Below are 20,520 nucleotides of genomic sequence, written 5' to 3' on the forward strand. Positions count from 1 at the left end.
AGTTAATGATTATCATTATCAGTTAGAGGTGAAAGAATGAAAAAATCTATTACGCTATTCACAGCGATTTTATCTATTTTTTTCTTGTTAATAGGTTGCAATGCAAAGGGAGACGAAAAAGCATCTGCAACAAAAACAGAAAAAGGAAAAGAGAAAATCGAAGTTACCGACCTGTCAGGAAGAAAGGTAACATTCGATAAAGTGCCAGAGAGTTTTGCAACATTAAGTATGGGGGACATGAATATTATTCATGCTTTAGGGGGAAAAATAGTAGGTCGTCCGGATGCAAAAATAACTCTTCCAGAGGATTTAAAGAAAGTACAAGTAATCGGGAATGCACATCAACCGAATTTTGAGCAAATCGCTAGTTTAAAACCGGATGTACTTATTGCTAACAATGGGTTTCAAAAGAATGTTCCAACGGTTGAAGGACAAGGAACGAAAGTAATGATTTCTTCTGCGAATTCTGTACAAGATATTCAAAAGAATATTGAACTATATGGAACGATTATGAAGAAAGAAGATAAAGCAAAAGAACTTAACCAAAAAATCAATGATCAAATGAAGACATATGAGAAAAAAAGCGATGTGAAAGCATTGTTAGTGTATGGAGCACCAGGTACTTATTTAGCAGCATTACCAACATCTTTATCAGGTGATATTTTAGAAAAAACAGGCGGGAAAAATATTGCAGCTGATTTTCCGGAAATGAAGGAATATCCGCAATATGCGCAGCTAAGTATAGAACGTATTATTGAGGCAAATCCAGATGTGATTTATTTAATTACACATGGAGATCCAAATAGCGTTAAAAAAGCATTTGAAGGCGAAATGATGAAAAATGAAGCGTGGAAAAATTTGGATGCAGTAAAACAAAATCGTGTAGTTATTTTGCCACCAGACTTATTTGGATCAAATCCTGGAACAAAAGTTACAGAAGCAATGGACTTTATGTATAAAAGTATACAAGATGTAAGGAAATGATACGTATGGAAAGTAGTGAAGTAGTAAGGGAAAAGGAACATCCTTTTGCGAAAAAAAGATGGATAATAGCAGTTACTTTAGTTGTATTAACGATTCTAGGTCTTTTTTACGGTCTTTTCGCAGGAAGCCTATCCTTTTCTTTACGAGAAATTCTAACAGGGATACAAGATGAAGGTTCGACGGTTCATCGAATTGTATGGGACCTTCGTATACCGAGAGTGCTCGTTGGATTTATAGTAGGAACATGTTTAGCAGCATCTGGTGCACTGCTGCAAGGGGTTATGAGAAATCCTCTTGCAGACCCTGGTATTATCGGGGTTTCATCTGGAGCAGGCCTTGTAGCAATTGTAATTATGATTTTATTCCCTCAGCATATGGCGTTTTTACCGCTCGGAGCGTTTATAGGAGCTTTCATAACGGCGATGGTCATTTATGCTTTATCATGGCAAAAAGGGGCGCCGCCTTCAAGGATTGTCTTAGTAGGTGTATCAATCAATGCATTAATTGGTGCAGCGACGTCAGCGTTAATGTTATTACATAGTGACAAAGTACAATCGGTGTTACCTTGGTTAGCAGGTGGCATTGGTGGTGTAAGTTGGGCACATTTAAACATGATTATTTATTATGCAATATTCGCTATTATATTAGCCTTCTTTGGTATAAAGCATATTCGAGTATTAATGCTTGGAGATGAAATGGCGAAATTATTAGGTCATAACGTGGAGAGAAGCCGGTTTTATTTAATAGTAGTAAGTACACTATTAGCTGGAATTGCAGTTAGTGTTTCTGGTCTTATTGGATTTGTCGGTCTTGTTGTACCACATATGTTACGTTTATTAGTTGGAAATGACTATAAATATTTACTGCCATTATCATGCCTTGGCGGAGGGATATTACTTGTTTTCGCGGATGCGATAGCTCGAAGTTGGTTCGATCCAATTGAATTGCCTGTTGGTATTTTATTATCCTTCTTAGGCGGTCCGTTCTTCTTATATTTAATTCATAGAGGAGGAAGACAACGTGATTTCCGTTAATAAAGTGTTTTACGCACATTCTGAAAGATTTCAAATGCAAAATATGAATGTACATATTAAAGCTGGAGAGGTCGTTAGTTTAATTGGACCGAATGGATCAGGGAAATCTACTTTGCTTCGTTTAATGGCAAGACTACTTAAACAAAGCGAAGGGGATATCATTTTAGATGGAAAAAGTATTCATACGATGAAAAGTGCCGATGTAGCGAAGCAATTAGCGATGTTACCACAAATGCATGATCATCAATTAGATTTAACAGTGAAAGAATTAATCGAATTTGGAAGGGGACCTCATAAATCATGGAGAGGTGGCTTAAATAAAGACGATGAAGAAATTGTTGATTGGGCATTGTCTGTTACAAATCTTGAAGGGTATGAATATCGTCTTTTACAATCTTTATCAGGAGGAGAAAGACAACGTGCCTGGATTGCAATGACGCTAGCACAACGTACAAATGTCTTATTATTAGATGAGCCAACAACCTTTTTAGACATCGTTCATCAGTTGGAAGTAATGGAACTTGTGAAACGGTTAAACGAGGAGTTTGGCATGACAATTGTAATGGTTTTACATGATATTAACCAAGCGGCTCAATATAGTGATCGTTTACTCGTATTAAAGCGAGGGCAGCTTCAGTATGACGGTATACCAGAAGAAGTGTTATGTCATGAAATGTTTCAACGTGTGTTCGGCATAGAGGTAGATATTTTTCAAGGAAGTGACAAGCCATTTTTCACACCAAAACGAATTTCTAAAAAAGGAGGAGCAAGATGCGAACAGAAGAATGTATTACCACTGAGTTAGTAAGAGAATTTGTTATGGCAGCTCACGGAGATTTAGAAAAAGTACAAGAACTGTTGGCTGAATCGCCAAGCTTACTTCATGCCTCTTACAATTGGGGCGGATCAGATTGGGAAAGTGCGTTAGGAGCAGCGGCACATGTAGGTCGTAAAGATATTGCTCTCTATTTACTAGAAAAGGGTGCTCGAATGGACATTTTTGCGGCCGCGATGCTTGGAGAATTAGAAGTTGTACAAGCTATTTTAGTAGCACAACCAGAAGCATTGCGTGCATCGGGTCCACATGGTATTTCCCTTCTTCAACATGCACGAATGGGTGGAGAAAAAGCACAGCGTGTATTTGAGTACTTAACGGTGCTCTCTTAATGACCGCAAAGGTTCTTATGTGCGGTAAACTTTTCACTTTCATATAATTGAAAAGTTTACCGCCCGTTAGAACGGGATAAGTATCTAGTATATTTGAAAATCCTACACCCCCCTCAATTGTAGTTTTCTTTATGCTAGTTATGATATGGATGCAGTAGACAATGTTTGTCTACTGTCTTTTTTTAATTCTTTAGAGATTGAATATTCCGTATTTAGTTGTTAGTTCATTTATCCCACTATTTGTGGGCAGTAAAACTCCCACCTCAAAATTCAGCTAGAGAAAAAAAGTTAGGCGGGAGGTCCACTGTCCGTAAATATCCGATTGGTGAAGGCTAATAATGAGTGAGGATGAACAAAACCCCCCACTGATTAAAGTTTCACTTTATAATAGATAGTAACATTTAGTATACATACAAAACATGATCGTGTAGTTAAGTACAAATTCGCGGAAAGGAGTGCAGAGATGTTTCATACAGATCGTTTACAAATTCGCAAATATACAATGGATGATTTGCAGTTCTATGCTTCGCTATGGGGAAATGAGAAGGTAATGCGCTATATTGGAAATGGGACGTTAAAAACATATATGCAATGTAAAAAAAGTTTGGAGGAGTGGGTAATTCCTAGCTATAAAAACGGTCTTGGTTTATTTGTATTGATTGAAAAGGAAACGGGAATACGAATTGGTCATGCAGGGTTAGTAAAGCAGCAGATAGATGGAAAAGAGGAAATTGAAATTGGTTATTGGTTATCACCTCAGTATTGGGGAAAAGGGTATGCGAAAGAAGCAGCGGCAGCATTTCGAGACTATGGCTTCCAAGCGTTACGAATGAATAAATTAATTTCTCTTATTAATCCGGATCACCCCGCCTCAATCTTTGTTGCTAGAAAAACAGGGCTTAGTTATGAGAAAACAACTTCATTTCATGGGATGGACGTTCTCGTTTATTCCATTAAACGCGTTGGATGAAAAAAGGTAAATTGCATCTTTTGAAGAATGGTATATAAAAATAAAGGGGGGATTACATGTATATTTATCATAATGGCCTTATTATTCGTGAGGGAACGAATGGTGTGCCAGCATATGCAATTAAAACTTTATTCGAAGATGCTGGTTGGAGTAATGATAATATCCCTTCTTGGCAAATTGAAAAATTCACGATAGCATTTGAAAATTCAACATGGGCATTCACAATTTGGGATGAAGAAGAGATGATTGCGATGGTTAGAGTCATTTCTGATGGAATCATGATCGCGAACATAGTAAATTTAGTTGTGAAATGTGAATATAGAGGGAAGGGATTAGGTAAGAAACTTGTCGCTCTTTGTTTGCAAAAGTTGCCACATGGAGACTGGTTTGCACATACATCTGCGAGTAATTTTGATTTTTATAGAAGTTGTGGTTTTGAGGTGAGAGAGTTATCGAGAAATGGAACATGTGCGTACTACGGGTATCAAGTAGCAAAAAAAGATGGGCACCGATAAAAGTAAGATAGTGTAAAAAAGGATCGCTATTTTAATAATATAAACTGAACTGAGACTCATTTTATGATAAAATAAAAGAAAATTCTGTTTATTAAACGGGGGATAAAAATGAATGTAAAAGTTGGGGATGTATTTAAATACGAAAGAAGATTTACTGAGGAAGAGGTTTTTGAATTTGCAAATATTACAGGAGATAAAGGTAGGCATCATATGGAATATGATGAAAATGGACGTTTAATGGTTCATGGTTTATTAACTGCTAGTATTGGAACGAAAGTAGGAGAAGAATTACATTACATAGCAAGAGAATTAGTAAGTGAGTTTATTAGACCGGTTTTTACAGGAGATACGATCACTTGTGAATTAACTTTAACAAATATTGAACAGATGGAAGGATATAAAAAGGTTTCAATCGAGTCAGTTTATCGCAATCAACATGAAAAGACTGTACTAGTTGGGACAAGTTATGGCGTTATAAGGGGATAAAAAAGAAGCCTGATTTACAGGCTTCTTTTTTATTTAATAAACACGTTTTCGATTTTCTGCATGACTAGAGATGAGTAATAATGCAGTTTCTTCTCCTATATTACGAACAATATGAGGAACACATGCATTCCAAGAGAAAGAATCACCTTCTTCTACAATTGCAATATCTTCTCCATGTTGAACTTCTAGTTTTCCGCGTAATACAAGGTGACATTCTTCCCCTTCATGGGCATTTGGTATATTTTCTTTCGGAAACCCAGCAGGAATTTCCACGAGATTTAGGCGAAGGCCACCTTGCTCTGCAACATGTTCAATTCTTTGTTCATCTTTTCCGTATACACTGTATTTACGCTCTACCTTTTTGACAACTTTCAACCGATCTTTTTGTTCTAATAATAAATAGGGAAGGGGAACGTTTAAAAAATTGGAGATTGTTTCTAAAGTTGAGATAGATGGTGATGTTTTATTATTTTCAACCTGACTCATAAATCCTTTAGAAAGACCTGTTCCCTCACAAATTTGTGCGATTGTTATGCCTCTACGTTGACGAATTTCACGTATTGCAGAACCAATATTCATAAAATCAAGCTCCTTTTTGTAAACAACTATTTGTATCATAGCAAAAAAAATATATTTTTTCCCAGTGAAAATGAATTGACGAATAAAAAAAATTAGTGTATGTTTTGTAATGTGAATAAAAGTTTTGTATAAGAAAACTATAAAGGAGAGAATGAAATGAATCAACATATCGGTAACTTAATTATTCGTATCGTGTTAGGGGTAACATTCTTTATGCACGGTTTAACAAAATTCCAATCGGGGATTGACAATATTGCAGGGTGGTTTACAAGCATTGGTTTACCAGGAGGTCTTGCATACGGTGTAGCAACAGCGGAAGTAGTTGGTGGTATATTGTTAATTCTAGGTTTAGGTGTAAGATATATTGGATTATTATTTGCACTTGTAATGGTTGGAGCAATTGTAAAAGTAAAATGGTCAGCTGGTTTATTAGGAGATGGAAAAAATCCTGGCTTCGAATTAGAACTTGCATTGTTAGCAATGGGTGCGTACTTATTTGTTGCGAAAGCAGACGGTTTTGTAGATAATTTCTTAAAAGAGAAAATGTCAAAGAAGAACTAAATTAAATGGGGGGCTAACAAGATGAGTTTTCAACTTCATCCCGATACAACACTTGATGTTGTTCATTTATATGTATCAAATATAAAGAAATCACTAGAGTTTTATACAGAAGTACTAAGTATGAAAGTACTAAAAGAAGATGAAATGGTCGTTACATTTGGGAATGAAAATAACGAACCACTCCTTATCATTGAAGAAAAGAAAGAAGCTTTACCAAAGCAAAGAGGGAGAACGGGGTTATATCATTACGCAATTTTACTACCAAGTAGACAGGATTTAGCGAATATTCTTCGTCATCTTGTAGAAATGGTATATCCACTGCACGGCGGAGCCGACCATTACTTTAGTGAGGCCCTTTATTTAGCTGATCCAGATGGAAACGGGATTGAAATTTATCATGATCGCCAAAAAGAAGTTTGGCGTGATGAGAATGGAGAACTACCATTTGTTAGTAACCCGTTAGCTGGTGAAGAATTATTGCAGCAAGGAATTGCGTGGAATGGTTTTCCAGCTGGTACTGTGATGGGGCATATTCATTTCCATGTAGCTGATTTGGAAGAAGCGAAACGTTTCTATGTGGATGGTCTTGGTTTTGAAGTAACAATCCCAGCTCGTAATGGCGCGTTGTTCGTATCGGCAGGTGGCTATCATCACCATATCGGTTTAAATACGTGGCAAGGTGAAGGAATACCGCCGCAAATGCCAAATTCTGTTGGCTTGAAATATTTCACAATTGTACTAGCAGATGAAAAACAAAAAGAGCAAGTATGTGAAAGCTTAAAAAATATTGGCAAGATTGCTACGTACAAAGATGGAATATTACAAGCCCAGGATCCATTTGGACATTGTATCCATTTCAAAATTAAAGGAGAAGCCTAAAAAGGCTTCTCTTTTTTTTACTTTCTTATAATTGCTTTTTCGTTTTGTAAAAATAGTTCATCAAACTGCTTTGCAAGCTCAAAATCTAGTTTCGTTAAACCTTTTGCATTCCAAGATGACAAAGTAATAATGACTGCTTTATACTGGATAAGGATAAATGGATGGTGATTACGTTCTTCTGATAGTTTGGCGGCTTCGGAGACAAATTCGACTCCTTTTAAGTAGTCGGAAAACATATATTTTCGTTCAATCCATTTTTCATCTTTTATCATCCATTTATCCACCTTTAATAATTCCCCTTGAACTTCTTCTTCAGTTAATCGTAGCATCATTTTTCACATCCTTTACATGCAGTAGTGCAAGACCATTGTTAATAAGGCGTGTTACAGCTTCGTCAGTTGTGAAAGTAGAAAGTTGTTGTAATAATGCTGCTGATGTTTCGTGTCCTTTGTTATGCTCTAAAAGTAATTCTAATATTTCAAGGCGAAGCAGCCATTCTTTCGGATAAAATTTATTTAATACCTCTTGAATTGCTACTAATTGATCGACATGTGCGTCGTGTAAAATACCTCCACCTCGAATATCACGAACTGTTTGATACATACGATCCAGCTCAGTTAATGCAAGAGGTGCTGGAGTTTCCTCTGTTTCTTCATCAATTGGGAAAAATGATGCTGCATCTGCTGCTCCTGGGAATACTGAAATGATTTGTGAGCCAACAGCCATATCAAATGCGCCCCATGAAGCATCAAATAATACGCGGGCGTTATAAGTAACTGTGCAATCGATAAAGGAAATAAGAGCAATTTTCTTATCGTTTTTTATAATATCTGTTACTTTTCCTTTTACATGAATACCACTTGCAAAAGTAAACTCAGCAATATTTCCAATTGTAATTCCTAATGATTGTAGTTGTTCATCTGTACAATTTTCTAATGCAATATTTTCAGTGAGTAATCCAATTGGTGTTCCAAAGCCGTCACTGTGTATAGATGTAGAATGATTCGCTAGTTGTTTATTATGAATTGCTAATGCAGTTGGTGAATTTGTTCGCATGTAAATCACTTTACCTGCATCGTTTTCAATTATCTCGCTGAATGTACCTGTAATCTGTAATCCACTAGTTAGTTCAGCAGTCGCATAGTTTTCAGAGCGAATCGCTTTTTCTAAACCTTCCTTTCCACCTGTTTTAAAGGCCATCGTTTCAGCAAATGTCTCAAGTGCTTCAGTCAGCTCTTCAAATGATTCACAAACAAATAGTTGTGGTTGCATTTTTGTTACGTCATAAGTTGTACCTGTACATGCCTCGATAGAGAATGGAACCTTTTCTACAGCGTCCGTTAAGCAATGTTTGCTTTCGCCAACAGAAGAAAGGAGACCAGCACCATATATTTTTGGAGCATCTATATTTCCGATTAACCCATATTCTACTGTCCACCAGAAAAGACGTGAAATTTGTTCAGCTTCTGATAAACCAGAAACTAATTTTTGTTTTTCAATTACAGTATTTTCAGCAGCGGCAACTTCGTCAGGAGTAGAAGTAGGGCTTTCTTTTACGATTGTTAATGTACGAACAGCTTCAAAAGCATCATGTTCTTCTTTTGTGGAGAAAGCTTTCGCACCAATTTGTCCAAAGCGTTTCACATACTTCGCATATGTAGGATCCAGTAAAATAGGTGCGTGTCCTGCTGCTTCGTGTACGATATCTGGAGCTGGTGTATACTCGATATTTTCTACTTTGCGAATATCTGTTGCGATTGGTAGTAATCCGTGTCCTTGGAAATCAAAGAATGCTACGCCGGGAATAAGTCCATCAATTGTTACAGCTCCCCATCCGCTTGGTGCTAAACAGTCATTCATTTCTTCTACCTTTGGAATTGCATCTATATTTATACCAGATGATTGTAGTCCGTTCACATAGGCTGGATGAGCAACGTCTTTTAAGAAACTATGATTTTGTCTCATAATGTAACGCCAAACAGCGTGATTCACCGGTGTATATTGATCATAATGCTGCGTGGATACGAATGGTTTTAAATGCGATGGAATTTCTGTTTTCTTTGTCATTTAGACATCCTCCTTGTTTTCTATAAAATTGAATATTGGTTGGGTATAGCTGGAACCACCACCTTTCAAAATTGTAAGCGCTTATAAAATTTTATCATAAGATTCGGAATTATTTAACATTTGTTTCTGTGAGAAATAGAAAAAGCCCCTATCGGAAAATCCGATAGGGGCGAAAGAATCGCGGTACCACCCTATTTGTAAGTGAAAACATACTTACATCTCAACTAATGATAACGGAAAAACTCCGTCTTTTCCTTCATGCGTACAAGCACTACGAAAAAGAAGCTCCAGAATTGTAATTCATACTTATATATGTGCTAATTTCCACCGACCATTAGCTCTCTGTAACAGGGATATAAGATATTACTGCGATTCTTTCAACGCGTATATATGAAATTGTGCAAAGGGACGGACGCAAAAAAGTCCCTATCGGAAAATCCGATAGGGACGATAAAAATCGCGGTACCACCCTAATTGTAAACAGAAAAATTGTTTACCACTCACTTTAAGATAACGGAAAGATCCGTCTTTCTCTTCATGCATTATGTGCACTACGGGAAAGAAGCTCCAGAATTGTAATTCACGCTTGTATATGTACTGATTCGCACCAACCATCAGTTCTCTGAGACAGGGATATAAGTCGCTACTAGTATTCCTTCAAAGCCGATATATAATTCGTTCAACTAAACTATGTTTCGTATTATAAAACTATTTTTAAAAGATTGTCAACAATAATTTTATCCCGCTATTTGTGGGCAGTAAAACTCCTACCTCAAAATTCGGCCGGAGCAAAGAAGTTAGATGGAAGCTTTACTGTCCGTAAACGTCCGATTGGTGAGGGCTGATTAAAGTTTTACTTTATTTCACTTCTAAGTCAACATTTAAATTAGATGTATTTCCAGCTGCATCAGTTGCTACAATATGAATAGTATTTTTTCCTTGTTGTAATTGGTTACGATCGAAATAAATATCATAACTTTTCTCCCAAGGATTCAGAAACGCACTTTCCCACATACCATTTCCATTAATTTCATATTGCATTCTTACTGGAATACCAGGTGCAACCCAACCAGATTCTGTCATCCAATCTAGTAGGATATCGTCAACTTTCCCTCTAATAACAAGATTTTCTTGATCAATTTCGTGTGTTAACTTAGGGGCTGTTCGGTCGATAAATACAGCTCCTGTTTGTTTTGTTTCTCCACCAAAGGTAGAAGCGACAGCTTCGATTTGGTATAAGCCATCAGGCAACGGAGATCCGTCCGTTCTTGTACCATTCCATTTGAAAGATTTATAACCAGGTGTTTCGTTTTTACCTTGATATACCATGCCTTGATATGTCACGCGGTCTTTCGTAATTAAATTAGCATGAAAGGCTATGTCTTCAACTGGTGTAACTAAATAGTAATTGATTAGGTTGTCATCTAATATTTTGTCATTATTTGGGCTGAAAGTAGAATTAACGATTTCAACGCCATCAATACGCTTGTATTCTTTCGGATCGATGCTAAATGTAAATGGAATACGCATTTCTTCTTTTGTTCCTTGGTCTTTTACATACAGATTTCCTGTATATACGCCTTGTGGTAAGGAGCTATCTACAGTAATAGTAAAAGGCTTTTCGATGTTACTATTTGGTTTCAAACTAATCGAAGAAGGGAAAGAAGTCTGGATTTTTGTTTTTGTATCTAGTAATTCAATACGAGTTGAAAAGTTTTTCTTTTTGTTAGAAAGATTTTGTAACGTAATATTTTGTGTTAGTTTCACTTTGCCGCTATTTGGCTTAATAAGACCGAAACTTACATTGTTCGGTTTCACTAATGCATCTGTTTGAGCTGCTTTTGGAATGTTAATTAAACCTGAACCTTGTGCCATTACAGGATATGTATTTTCATTGACATCTTTTAATGTTTTTGCAGTGTTGGCAAGAGCAGATTTCAATTGTTCTGTCGTCCAATCAGGATGCATTTGACGTAGTAAGGCAACGGCTCCTGCTACTTGTGGCGCAGCCATACTTGTTCCGTTGTGAGATTCATAGCCACCCCTTGGTACCGTACTAGTAATTTGTACGCCAGGTGCAACAACATCAGGTTTTATGAGCCAACTTCCTTGTGATGGTCCTCTGGAACTAAAGTTACCAATAAGTTCTGTTTTGTTCGGTTGTCCAATTTTTATATTTTTCTTTCTTTTTGTAATTAAATTTTTCAACTCTTCACCATTTGTATTTGATAGTTGCATAACTGGAAGAGCTATCTCTTCACGGCCAAAATATTCAGGCATAATATTAATTTCTTTTTCATTAGAAATTAGTAGCACCCCGATAGCTCCAGCTTGTTTCGCTTGTTCTGCCTTTACTAACGTGCTTGAAGTTCCTTGTAAAACAAGGGCGAACTTCCCTTTCACATCTTGTTTAGCGTAATCACTTGAATTACCGTAGCCAACATAGACAAGCTGAGCATCGTTTCCTACTTGGAAATCTGCTTTTGATAACGGTAATCCTTGGTAAGATTTATTAGAACCAGCTACTTGGAATGTCGGGAATGGAATAGAAACAGTAGATGCACCAACAGAGATGACACTACTTGCATTACCAGGAGCATCAACAGACCAAGGCTTTGGTCCATCGTTTCCATTTGAAACGACTGCAGTAACACCAAGTTTTGCTGCGCGTTCTAACGTCATTGTTACAGGTTGATCAGGGACATTCAAATCTTGACCGAGAGATAGATTTAAAACATCTGCACCATCTTGAATAGCGCGCTCAATACCTTGAATAATATCATCGGTCGTACCAGTGCCACCATCATTCATAACACGGTAAGCGAGTATAGAAGCGTTCGGAGCAACCCCTTTTATCTTTCCGTTACCAGCAATAATCCCTGCAACATGGGTACCGTGGACATTTCCATCCATCGGATCATTATCTTCATCGACTGTATCGTAGCCGCCGATATAATTTGCTTGTAAGTCAGGATGTGTATAGTCTACACCTGAATCGATAACAGCGACTTTCATTCCTTTTCCATCAAGCGGTTTGCCAGATGGATCTTTTAGTTTCCATGCTTCAGGAGCACCGATTGTCGGCCCGCCGACATTTGGCGCTTCTTCGTTAGTAGCACTTTTTGCTGTTTCATGTAATTTATATGTTAAGTTCGGATAAATTGCCTTTACTTCAGGTAAAGAAGCTAAAGCAGCAACTTGATCTCCTGGGATAGAAATAGAGAATCCAGAAAATAACGTACTATACGTTTCTTTTATTTTTGCTTTCGGTGCTTTTTCTTTAATTTTCTTTGTTGTATCCTCTTGTGCCTTTTTTAGTTGTGCATGGTATGATTGCGCATTGCCATTTTTTAAATCTGGAGCATGCTGAATGTTACTTTGTGAAGCGAGCGGAGCATGTTGCAACTCTACAATGACTGAAATTTCTTTTGCTGTTTTTGTTTCAACATTTTGCGCAATTTTGTTTTCTCCCCATTGTTCAATATTTGCTTTTAACTGTGGGCTAAATTGCTTCTCCTTTTGCAGCGATTCAGCATGTGCGCTTAAAGCTCCGAAACTAGAAAAGACGAGCGCCATACTTAATAGTGTAGATGCAGTTTTTTTCATTGAAACTCCCTCTAACAAAAAAGTGCCAATATTCCGAAAAGTTATCTTGCATTTTTATTATGAAATATAAAATCGAATGTTGGCTAAAATATACTTTCGACATAATTCATACCAATCCTCTTTGAATTAAAAATTTCTTGGTAAATTTTTTGATATTATGTCGAATGGCTAATATTCAGCGAGAAAAGCAAATCTTTATTGCATATAAATCCACAACATTTATGCAATTAATCTGGAGCAAAACTCGCATATAGTAAGCGGAATATGAGGAATGCTATAAAAAATGGAGGAACGTATGAAAAAAATTATCGTGAGTAGTAGTGTAGCTTTATTCATTTTTTTATCTTCAATTTTTAGTGCTAGTGCGGAACATAATGGGACGAAAGTTGCTTTTATTCGTCATCATGACCTTTGGATTAAAATTGATGAAAAAGAAAAACAAATAACAAAAGGTGAGTACATAACAGGGCCGAAGTGGTCTCATGATGGAGAGTGGATTGCCTATGCGAAAGGAAAGAAGCAAAACACATTGGAATTGTACCGACTGGAAGATGGAAAGAAAGTTAGCCCATTTCAATCTGAAGTATCAAATTATCAATGGTCACCGACAGAGAATACAATTGCATTTGTATTTGCGAATACGTTAAATACGTTTGACGTTCAAAAAAAGAATGCTGATTTTGAAAATGTATCAGCTGGTGTAGGTGATTATGCATGGTACCCTGATGGAAAGAACTTTCTTATATCATCTGAAGCACACTTACTTCCAACAGGATGGACAGGAGCCCAGCTATATGAAGTGCAAAAAGATGCACATATGAATCCTCACAAAATGAAGCATTTGTATGCATTGCCAAATGAGCATGATGATTTTCTAGCGCTAGTTGCAAGTGGATTTGAGTGGTCATCAGATCGAAAGTGGATTTCATTTTTAGCGGTACCGACAGCTTCATGGTCAGCTGATAGTAATACGCTTTGCTTAGTTCGAGCAGATGGCAGCCGGTTTGAAAAGATAGATCAAATGTTATTAAACACACAATGGTTCAAATGGGCGCCATCCAACAATATTTTAGCTTATATTGAAGGAAGTGGAAGAGTTGCGTTAGAGAATAAACATTTAAAAGTAAAAGAATTGCCGGCACTTCAGCAGAACACTTTTACGCCGAAAGGATATGTCGATTGGGATTTTGCATGGAAGAACGACAAAGTAATTATCGTTTCGAGGACAAAAGAGGCAGGAATAGAAACTCCGCCGGAAAAAAGACCACTGCCATCTTTATACGAAATCGATAGTACAAGCGATAAACAATATCAAATTACAAAGCCACCTCATAAGCAAGGTGATTATCATCCAATCTTTATAAAGAAGAGCAATCACTTAATATGGATACGTTCAGACCGTAAGAAAGCCAATGTATGGCTTGCCAATAGTGATGGAAAGCAAGAAAAGAAGTGGATTGAAAATATAGATGTACCAGAGTGGTATTATGAGAAATGGAATTGGGAAAATGTCATTTCGGTAAAAGAAGAATAAAAACCTGCCTAAAAGATAATTTTAGGCAGGTTTTTATTGTTATTTATGCGTTTTATTTGGCTTTTTTTTCGCTGGGTTTCCGTTCCCTTGGCGCTTTCTATTTTGTTCATCTTTTGCTTGTTTTTCATGCAGTGTATCTAAAAAATCATTCGAGTTACTCATTTTTATATCGCTCCTTTCATTTCGTCCTAATTACTATAACCATTTAGGAGGATAATCATGAGATAAAAGTTAAGCACTTAATTTTCTTCGATAGTATACGTAAAATATGCCATACGTAATAAATAGCATAAATAAAATTTGTAGCTCTACATTTTCTTTTAAAATAGTTGCGACAGAAGGTGGTAAGTAAGGTGACGCATTGCTCGTTTCTACACCTAACCATTTGTTTAAGAGGTTAATGATACAAAACATAAAAACACCAGACCAGCTTGCAATAATGGCTTTCTGCTTAATTTTTGTTTCCCGTTCATCATCTGTAATCCAAGGATTAGCAGTTTTATCACTACTAAAAAATCCGTTTATATATACCCATATGATCATTCCGATTAAGATGGTTATCCATTTCATATTTGTGATTCCCCTCTCTCTTGTAAAAAGTATTTTACATAAATAATTGTAATATTTACTAATTGTTTATGTCAAATCTTTTTTACATATCGGTTTTTTATATAGCAGGAATAATGGATGAGATAGGGAAGAAATTATGTTGAAGGATTTCATAGAGAGAGGAGGGTGGGTATGAAACTCGTCTTTGTTCGGCACGGTGAAGGAGAACATACAAAGGACTTGCCGTCAAGTTTACAAGTGTTGCATCCACCATTAACGGATGAGGGAAGGAATCAGGCTAAATTACTTCAATGCAATGTGCCATTGCAAGAAACGGATATATTAATTGTTAGTCCTACACGTAGAACTTTACAAACGGCGACAATATGGAGTGAGAAGGTAGCTTGTCAAAAAATCGTCCATCCATATGTATCCCCGCGTATTTTTCCTTATCGAGAAGGAGCGAAAACATTACCATGTGATCACATAGTAGATCAGGGAATAATAACAAATTTATTTCCACATTTTTCGATAGAGAAAAACACAAATCAGCAGTTATGGACGGAAGGTATAAATACTATTTCAGAACATAGCTTTCAGCAAATAGTAGATGAATTTCTTCTTTGGTGTTATGAGCTAGGTGCGGAAAGAATTTGTATTGTATCTCACGACGGGACGATTACAGCATATAGGCAATATTTACAGAAAGTCGTGTTAACTAGATCTGATTTTTTGCAGGAAACGGGTATATATGAAATGAATCTATCCCTTAAAAGTTTGATTGATGAGATCTAATGATAGGATGGAGGGTGTATATTGAATGTTGCATTAGTAGTTGGTTTTAATTCTGATTTAGAGGCGCAATCAATCCGAGCCTCTCTTGAATATTTTGGAGCAAGAGTTATAACATATTGGATTGGTAGACCGAAAGATTTTATAGAAGTTATTTCCAGTAAGAATTTATTTAATGATATCAATTATATTATTTTTGCTTTCATGGTGAGGAAGGAAAGTTTGTCATGGAAGAGTTAGGTGAAGATATATATGAACAAGATGAACCGAGAGGATACTTTGGTGCAGAAGAAATTTATAAATATGCAAAATTGCATAATACACATATTGTAAATAGCGGGTGTACGTTAGGGGAGCAAAAACTAGCAGAATCTTTTTTACGTAGTGGGGCGAAATCGTATATTGGATCGATAGATTATGTAGATGGGAATGCAGCACTTATGTTTACAATACGCTTATTTTATGGGCTTATTAGCTATGAAAAAACGTTAGAAGATGCTTTTCAAGAGGCGAAATTAATCGATGAGGAGACACATACATTTCAATTCTATAAATAGAAAAAACACGTTTATTCTATATTCGAATAAACGTGTTTCACATTTAACTCACATTTTTTTTACATTTTCTTCAATGAAAACCATTATCACTTATGGTATGATATGTTCAAGTTTTTACAGGTAATAGAAGTTACTATATAAACGTTAGTTTTTAATGTTTCATACACATGTCACGAATTATTCATAATTAACATTTGTAAAATAAGTAACTAATGTTATTATATTAACTGTAACTAACTTAATTACAACTTTAGGAGGAAGATATGGTTATTCAATTTTTAAGAGAAAACAAAGCAGTTTCTTTTGTGTTAGCGGTAATCCGCGTGTATCTTGGTTACACATGGTTAATGGCTGGAATCGGTAAACTACAAGGAAAAGGATTCGATGCAACTGGTTATTTACAAGGTGCAATTGAAAAATCTAAAGGGGCACAACCGGCTGTTCAATCTTGGTGGGCATCATTTTTACAAGATTTCGCAATTCCAAACGTTGATCTATTTAATACACTTGTAACATGGGGAGAAATTTTAGTCGGAATTGGTTTAATTGTAGGCTGTTTAACAAAAACAGCGGTCTTTTTTGGCCTTGTAATGAACTTTTCCTATATGCTTAGTGGGTCAATCGGTGTAAACCCTGAAATGGTTATTCTATCAATGTTCGTTCTAGTCTCTGGCATGAATGCTGGTAAATTTGGAATAGATGGTTTCGTTATTCCGAAAGTATTAGGATCAAAAACTCAAAAACGCCAAAAGCAAGCTGCTTAATATATGAAAGCGGGTATCTCAAAATGAGATACCCGCTTATGTTATTTTTCAACTTTGATTGGATTGTTCTTAAAGAATTCTTTTACATAACCTACAAATTCTTGTGGCTCTTGACGAAATGGTGCATGATAACCTTTTTCGATAATATGGAAAGTACTATTTTTTAAGAATTGATGATATGTTTCTCCTTCTTTCCAAGAAACGCTACTATCATTTCTTCCCCATATAATTAAGGTTGGTTGATTCAATTCATTTGCATTGATTTGAAGACGTCTAGGCCATAATTTCATTTTATTGTAATGCTCTTCATCATTACGTTTAAATTTCACTTTGCTTTCATCGTAATCTGCAATAGCAGAGACGGTATTTAAAGCGGTCGACAATTGCGGTTTTGGTGAACCTTGTTTATTAACGAGTGTATGCGGACCGCCTGTAGCATCAGTTAAAATAAGGTGAGTAACGGCTTCGGGATATAAATACGTTAAATTAAGGGAAATTTCTCCACCCATTGAGTGTCCCAGTATTGCAAACGAATCATAACCTAGTTTTTTCATTAATTTATAATACAAATTTGCATGGATTGGGAAAGAATAATAAAAATCCATCGGCTTAGATGAGCGCCCGAAGCCTAAAGCATCTACAGAAATAATTGTATGATCTTTCGCTAAGTCTGAATAAATCTTTTGAAAACCATCTGAAGATCCTCCAAATCCATGAATCATAAGTAAAGGTGGCTTTTCGTTACCAATCTGTTTAAAGTAAATGGTTTGACCATCTATTTCTACCATCTTTTCCTCGGTAGCTAGTTTTGCTGTAAGTGTATTTTTCACTTGTTTTACTTGTTCTACTGGCTTTTCTGCTGCACTACATCCTACTAATAGTGTAAGAGTAAGACAACCTACCATAAAATAGCTAAATCGCTTCAATTAGGTGTCCCCTTTCTAACATAACGCTGTATCTATCATAGCAAATAGCATATTACGATTTCCAGGAAGTTGGCTACCATTTTTTATCATAAGAGGTGAAAGGAGCGTTTCTTGGAAATTTTCTGTTTGAAGAAATTTACGGAATGAAAATTGTGAATATGGGACATCAATCCTTACTGTGCCACTCCAACATTCGGATATCTCTTTGAATAATTGTATAGCATCCGTCTCTTGCTTTGCGATAAGCGGATTGACGCATAATATATTACCTTTTTGTATACATAAGGAAAAAGCTTCTATATAGTTATTTCTCTCAATTTTAAAAGAGTGGCTCATTCTTGGTAATAGCAATGAATAAAGGAAAGAACGATTAGTACCAGTTGTAATTTGATCGAGAGAAATAAGTGATACAAGATCTTGTTCTTTCACTTGTTGCGTATGAGTAATATGTGTTTTAGTAGTTTGTTTCTCAAAACGATGAATCGTCGTTACTGTTTGAAATCCGCATGATGTATAAAGAGGCTCGCCAGCTTTTGTTGCAATAAGTGCAATTGGTTGTTTTGGATGGGTTTGTTCTAAGCAACGATTAAGCAAAATACGCCCGATGCCCTGGCCTTGAAAATTAGGATGGACGATTAACATGCCAATAGTAGAAAAACTATCTTTAAAAGGAAATACTCCTCCAGCTGCAATCAGTTTATTTTCATGCATATAACCGATAAGTGTGCCAAGAGAAAGATACATTTCGAATTGTTTTTTCATAAATGCTTTATCTTGTAACCATCCAATAGCTTTACAAAGGTCGAGTAAATCAAAAATAAAAGATTCATCTAGCTTTATTGTTTTCATAAATACTCCCCACATTTCTATTAATTTTCATAAAAGTAGATTGAAAATGTTAAATAAGAGATTTACGTTAAATGAAATCCAACTTGTTTATATTTTAATTGTAAAGGGAAAGAAGGCTGATACGAACAGACAAACTTATACAAATTATAACTGATATTTACATAAGTTAACAAAAAATTTACATATAACTAATTTTCTCTTAATAGTCTTCTATTAAATTTGATAGTGGGAAATGAATAACCTAATTAGGGGGACAAGACAGTGAAAAAGTTTGTGAAAAAAGCATGGCCATTTGCAGTTGTGGCGTCGTTAGCAATTACTTCGGTGGCAACATGGAATTTTACACGTTCTAGTGAAGTAAATGCAGATGAGAGCGGAAGCAATGCAAAGATTAAAAATGTTATTGTGTTAATTGGGGATGGTATGGGTCCTTCATACATGACGGCTCATCGTTATATGAAAGATAATCCGAAAACATTCGAGATGGAATCTACAGAGTTTGATAAACATCTTGTAGGAACACAAAAAACATATCCGGAAGATGAACATGAAAATATCACAGACTCTGCATCAGCAGCAACAGCTATGTCAGCAGGAATTAAAACATATAATGCGGCAATTGCAGTTGATAATGATAAAGCAGAAGTGAAAACTGTTCTTGAACAAGCGAAGGAAAAAGGAAAATCAACGGGACTCGTTGCTACTTCTGAGATTACACATGCAACACCAGCTGCTTTCGGTGCGCATGACATTAGTCGTAAAAATATGGATGCAATTGCAAATGATTATTTTGATGAGAAAGTTAAAGGGAAGCATAAAGTAGATGTTATGCTTGGCGGCGGCGTAAAAAACTTTGTTAGAACAGATCGTAATCTTACAGAAGAGTTTAAGAAATCTGGTTATAGCTATGTAACGGATCGCAATCAATTGTTAAATGATAAAAATGATCAAATTCTTGGTTTATTTGCACCAGGCGGTTTAGATAAAATGATTGACCGTAATGAGAAGACACCTTCATTAGAAGAAATGACAAATGCAGCAATTGAGCGTTTGAACAAAAATAAAAAAGGTTTCTTCTTAATGGTTGAAGGAAGTCAAATCGACTGGGCTGGACATGATAATGATATCGTTGGTGCAATGAGTGAAATGGAAGACTTTGAAAGAGCATTTAAAGCAGCGATTGAGTTTGCGAAAAAAGATAAAAATACGTTAGTCGTTGCAACGGCAGACCATGCTACTGGTGGATTATCTTTAGGTGCGAATGGTGAATATAACTTTAAAGTAGACCCAATTAAAGCTGCAAAACGCACACCAGACTTCATGGCAAATGAAATTGCAAAAGGTGCGAATGTAGAAGAAACATTGAAAAAATATATTGATTTACAATTAACACCAGAAGAAATTAAAGCGGTAAATGATATTGCTCCTTCAAAAGATGTAACAAAGATTGATAACGCGATTGAGGATATTTTCAATAAGCGTTCAGTTACAGGCTGGACAACAGGTGGACATACAGGGGAAGATGTAAACGTATATGCATTTGGCCCAGGTAAATACTTGTTCTCTGGCGTTCAAGAGAATACAAATATCGCTAAACGTGTCTTTGATATTGTTGGCGGTGGCGATCCGAATAAAGGAAGACGCTAATTATAAATGAGAGTGAGGCGAAATGCCTCACTTTTCTTTTTAGGAGATGGGAAG

21 protein-coding genes, 1 pseudogene and 2 other annotated features are annotated in these 20,520 nt (G+C 36.1%); of the genes and pseudogenes, 14 read left to right on the plus strand and 8 right to left on the minus strand.

The features are described 5' to 3' along the window. The first annotated feature begins 36 nt into the window (after positions 1-36). The 7 genes from QCI46_RS05490 to QCI46_RS05520 all read left to right on the plus strand — a co-directional run bounded on the left by QCI46_RS05490 (position 37) and on the right by QCI46_RS05520 (position 5,156). Positions 37-984: an ABC transporter substrate-binding protein gene (locus tag QCI46_RS05490; protein WP_353839760.1), complete on the plus strand. Its 948-nt coding sequence runs from the start codon at positions 37-39 to the stop codon at positions 982-984. A gap of 5 nt (positions 985-989) precedes the next feature. Then, positions 990-2,018: a FecCD family ABC transporter permease gene (locus QCI46_RS05495; protein WP_048562428.1), complete on the plus strand. Its 1,029-nt coding sequence runs from the start codon at positions 990-992 to the stop codon at positions 2,016-2,018. Further along, complete coding sequence (locus QCI46_RS05500; protein ID WP_048562253.1) at positions 2,005-2,823, plus strand: ABC transporter ATP-binding protein; 819 nt, start codon at positions 2,005-2,007, stop codon at positions 2,821-2,823. Before QCI46_RS05495 ends, QCI46_RS05500 begins: the two co-directional genes overlap by 14 nt. After that, a complete protein-coding gene (locus QCI46_RS05505) occupies positions 2,790-3,185 on the plus strand; it encodes an ankyrin repeat domain-containing protein (protein WP_001258431.1) in 396 nt (131 codons plus the stop codon). Before QCI46_RS05500 ends, QCI46_RS05505 begins: the two co-directional genes overlap by 34 nt. A 391-nt stretch (positions 3,186-3,576) precedes the next feature. Further along, positions 3,577-4,155, plus strand: a complete 579-nt coding sequence (locus QCI46_RS05510; RefSeq protein ID WP_353841836.1) for a GNAT family N-acetyltransferase — start codon at positions 3,577-3,579, stop codon at positions 4,153-4,155. A gap of 56 nt (positions 4,156-4,211) precedes the next feature. After that, entirely contained in the window at positions 4,212-4,670 is a 459-nt protein-coding gene (locus tag QCI46_RS05515; RefSeq protein ID WP_000276112.1) for a GNAT family N-acetyltransferase, read from the plus strand. Positions 4,671-4,778: 108 nt separating this feature from the next. Then, complete coding sequence (locus tag QCI46_RS05520) at positions 4,779-5,156, plus strand: hotdog family protein (protein WP_001101452.1); 378 nt, start codon at positions 4,779-4,781, stop codon at positions 5,154-5,156. A gap of 33 nt (positions 5,157-5,189) precedes the next feature. On the opposite strand, the gene QCI46_RS05525 is transcribed toward QCI46_RS05520, so the two are convergent. Continuing rightward, positions 5,190-5,735 (minus strand): helix-turn-helix domain-containing protein, encoded by a 546-nt coding sequence (locus QCI46_RS05525; RefSeq protein WP_001020697.1) that lies wholly within the window; start codon positions 5,733-5,735, stop codon positions 5,190-5,192. A 156-nt stretch (positions 5,736-5,891) separates the two neighbouring features. Here QCI46_RS05525 and QCI46_RS05530 point away from each other — a divergent pair, with 156 nt between their 5' ends. Both QCI46_RS05530 and QCI46_RS05535 read left to right on the plus strand, forming a co-directional pair. Continuing rightward, positions 5,892-6,296 carry a DoxX family protein gene (locus QCI46_RS05530; RefSeq protein ID WP_001071550.1) on the plus strand — a complete coding sequence of 135 codons (405 nt, stop codon included), beginning with the start codon at positions 5,892-5,894 and terminating at the stop codon, positions 6,294-6,296. Between the two features lie 21 nt (positions 6,297-6,317). After that, on the plus strand, positions 6,318-7,175 hold the full coding sequence (locus QCI46_RS05535) for a VOC family protein (RefSeq protein WP_000009823.1): 858 nt from the start codon (positions 6,318-6,320) through the stop codon (positions 7,173-7,175). A 17-nt stretch (positions 7,176-7,192) separates the two neighbouring features. On the opposite strand, the gene QCI46_RS05540 is transcribed toward QCI46_RS05535, so the two are convergent. From QCI46_RS05540 to QCI46_RS05550, 3 genes are all read right to left on the minus strand, one after another. Continuing rightward, positions 7,193-7,507: a 4a-hydroxytetrahydrobiopterin dehydratase gene (locus QCI46_RS05540; protein ID WP_046957588.1), complete on the minus strand. Its 315-nt coding sequence runs from the start codon at positions 7,505-7,507 to the stop codon at positions 7,193-7,195. Further along, positions 7,488-9,242 carry an aromatic amino acid hydroxylase gene (locus tag QCI46_RS05545; protein ID WP_353839761.1) on the minus strand — a complete coding sequence of 585 codons (1,755 nt, stop codon included), beginning with the start codon at positions 9,240-9,242 and terminating at the stop codon, positions 7,488-7,490. Before QCI46_RS05545 ends, QCI46_RS05540 begins: the two co-directional genes overlap by 20 nt. Positions 9,243-9,404: 162 nt before the next feature. Continuing rightward, positions 9,405-9,632, minus strand: a binding site (T-box leader). 50 nt (positions 9,633-9,682) lie between these two features. Then, positions 9,683-9,912 (minus strand) — a binding site (T-box leader). A gap of 188 nt (positions 9,913-10,100) precedes the next feature. Continuing rightward, on the minus strand, positions 10,101-12,848 hold the full coding sequence (locus QCI46_RS05550; protein ID WP_353839762.1) for a S8 family peptidase: 2,748 nt from the start codon (positions 12,846-12,848) through the stop codon (positions 10,101-10,103). A gap of 295 nt (positions 12,849-13,143) precedes the next feature. On the opposite strand from QCI46_RS05550, the gene QCI46_RS05555 reads away from it, so the two are divergent. After that, positions 13,144-14,382, plus strand: coding sequence for a TolB family protein (locus QCI46_RS05555; RefSeq protein WP_353839763.1), 1,239 nt, complete (start codon positions 13,144-13,146; stop codon positions 14,380-14,382). Positions 14,383-14,421: 39 nt separating this feature from the next. Here the strand turns inward: QCI46_RS05555 and QCI46_RS05560 are convergent, their stop codons facing one another. Both QCI46_RS05560 and QCI46_RS05565 read right to left on the minus strand, forming a co-directional pair. After that, positions 14,422-14,544 carry a DUF4023 domain-containing protein gene (locus QCI46_RS05560; RefSeq protein ID WP_000071861.1) on the minus strand — a complete coding sequence of 41 codons (123 nt, stop codon included), beginning with the start codon at positions 14,542-14,544 and terminating at the stop codon, positions 14,422-14,424. 69 nt (positions 14,545-14,613) lie between these two features. Next, the gene (locus QCI46_RS05565) at positions 14,614-14,952 is read right to left on the minus strand and encodes a hypothetical protein (protein ID WP_000871283.1); all 339 of its coding nucleotides are present in this window, start codon (positions 14,950-14,952) and stop codon (positions 14,614-14,616) included. Between the two features lie 171 nt (positions 14,953-15,123). Between QCI46_RS05565 and QCI46_RS05570 the strand changes: the two genes are divergently transcribed. From QCI46_RS05570 to QCI46_RS05580, 3 genes and pseudogenes are all read left to right on the plus strand, one after another. Continuing rightward, on the plus strand, positions 15,124-15,726 hold the full coding sequence (locus QCI46_RS05570) for a histidine phosphatase family protein (protein WP_353839764.1): 603 nt from the start codon (positions 15,124-15,126) through the stop codon (positions 15,724-15,726). A gap of 18 nt (positions 15,727-15,744) precedes the next feature. Then, positions 15,745-16,280 (plus strand): annotated as a pseudogene (locus QCI46_RS05575) (delta-aminolevulinic acid dehydratase). Between the two features lie 263 nt (positions 16,281-16,543). Then, a complete protein-coding gene (locus tag QCI46_RS05580) occupies positions 16,544-17,044 on the plus strand; it encodes a DoxX family protein (RefSeq protein WP_000236605.1) in 501 nt (166 codons plus the stop codon). A gap of 41 nt (positions 17,045-17,085) precedes the next feature. Here QCI46_RS05580 and QCI46_RS05585 read toward each other — a convergent pair whose 3' ends face one another. After that, positions 17,086-17,970 (minus strand): alpha/beta fold hydrolase, encoded by an 885-nt coding sequence (locus QCI46_RS05585; RefSeq protein ID WP_353839766.1) that lies wholly within the window; start codon positions 17,968-17,970, stop codon positions 17,086-17,088. Between the two features lie 15 nt (positions 17,971-17,985). Next, entirely contained in the window at positions 17,986-18,819 is an 834-nt protein-coding gene (locus QCI46_RS05590) for a GNAT family N-acetyltransferase (RefSeq protein ID WP_353839767.1), read from the minus strand. A gap of 261 nt (positions 18,820-19,080) precedes the next feature. On the opposite strand from QCI46_RS05590, the gene QCI46_RS05595 reads away from it, so the two are divergent. Further along, positions 19,081-20,466, plus strand: a complete 1,386-nt coding sequence (locus QCI46_RS05595) for an alkaline phosphatase (protein WP_353839768.1) — start codon at positions 19,081-19,083, stop codon at positions 20,464-20,466. The last annotated feature ends 54 nt before the right edge of the window (positions 20,467-20,520 follow it).

The sequence above is a fragment of the Bacillus cereus group sp. RP32 genome, from assembly GCF_040459735.1.
GTDB classification, from domain to species: Bacteria; Bacillota; Bacilli; order Bacillales; family Bacillaceae_G; genus Bacillus_A; species Bacillus_A wiedmannii.

What these genes read in the sequence shown, in the direction of transcription:
- QCI46_RS05520 (WP_001101452.1), top strand. Translation starts at nt 4,779, where the DNA reads ATGAATGTAAAAGTTGGGGATGTATTTAAATACGAAAGAAGATTTACT.
- QCI46_RS05550 (WP_353839762.1), bottom strand. Translation starts at nt 12,848, where the DNA reads ATGAAAAAAACTGCATCTACACTATTAAGTATGGCGCTCGTCTTTTCT.
- QCI46_RS05560 (WP_000071861.1), bottom strand. Translation starts at nt 14,544, where the DNA reads ATGAGTAACTCGAATGATTTTTTAGATACACTGCATGAAAAACAAGCA.
- QCI46_RS05525 (WP_001020697.1), bottom strand. Translation starts at nt 5,735, where the DNA reads ATGAATATTGGTTCTGCAATACGTGAAATTCGTCAACGTAGAGGCATA.
- QCI46_RS05515 (WP_000276112.1), top strand. Translation starts at nt 4,212, where the DNA reads ATGTATATTTATCATAATGGCCTTATTATTCGTGAGGGAACGAATGGT.
- QCI46_RS05545 (WP_353839761.1), bottom strand. Translation starts at nt 9,242, where the DNA reads ATGACAAAGAAAACAGAAATTCCATCGCATTTAAAACCATTCGTATCC.
- QCI46_RS05570 (WP_353839764.1), top strand. Translation starts at nt 15,124, where the DNA reads ATGAAACTCGTCTTTGTTCGGCACGGTGAAGGAGAACATACAAAGGAC.
- QCI46_RS05495 (WP_048562428.1), top strand. Translation starts at nt 990, where the DNA reads ATGGAAAGTAGTGAAGTAGTAAGGGAAAAGGAACATCCTTTTGCGAAA.
- QCI46_RS05530 (WP_001071550.1), top strand. Translation starts at nt 5,892, where the DNA reads ATGAATCAACATATCGGTAACTTAATTATTCGTATCGTGTTAGGGGTA.
- QCI46_RS05580 (WP_000236605.1), top strand. Translation starts at nt 16,544, where the DNA reads ATGGTTATTCAATTTTTAAGAGAAAACAAAGCAGTTTCTTTTGTGTTA.
- QCI46_RS05490 (WP_353839760.1), top strand. Translation starts at nt 37, where the DNA reads ATGAAAAAATCTATTACGCTATTCACAGCGATTTTATCTATTTTTTTC.
- QCI46_RS05505 (WP_001258431.1), top strand. Translation starts at nt 2,790, where the DNA reads ATGCGAACAGAAGAATGTATTACCACTGAGTTAGTAAGAGAATTTGTT.
- QCI46_RS05540 (WP_046957588.1), bottom strand. Translation starts at nt 7,507, where the DNA reads ATGATGCTACGATTAACTGAAGAAGAAGTTCAAGGGGAATTATTAAAG.
- QCI46_RS05555 (WP_353839763.1), top strand. Translation starts at nt 13,144, where the DNA reads ATGAAAAAAATTATCGTGAGTAGTAGTGTAGCTTTATTCATTTTTTTA.
- QCI46_RS05535 (WP_000009823.1), top strand. Translation starts at nt 6,318, where the DNA reads ATGAGTTTTCAACTTCATCCCGATACAACACTTGATGTTGTTCATTTA.
- QCI46_RS05565 (WP_000871283.1), bottom strand. Translation starts at nt 14,952, where the DNA reads ATGAAATGGATAACCATCTTAATCGGAATGATCATATGGGTATATATA.
- QCI46_RS05590 (WP_353839767.1), bottom strand. Translation starts at nt 18,819, where the DNA reads ATGAAAACAATAAAGCTAGATGAATCTTTTATTTTTGATTTACTCGAC.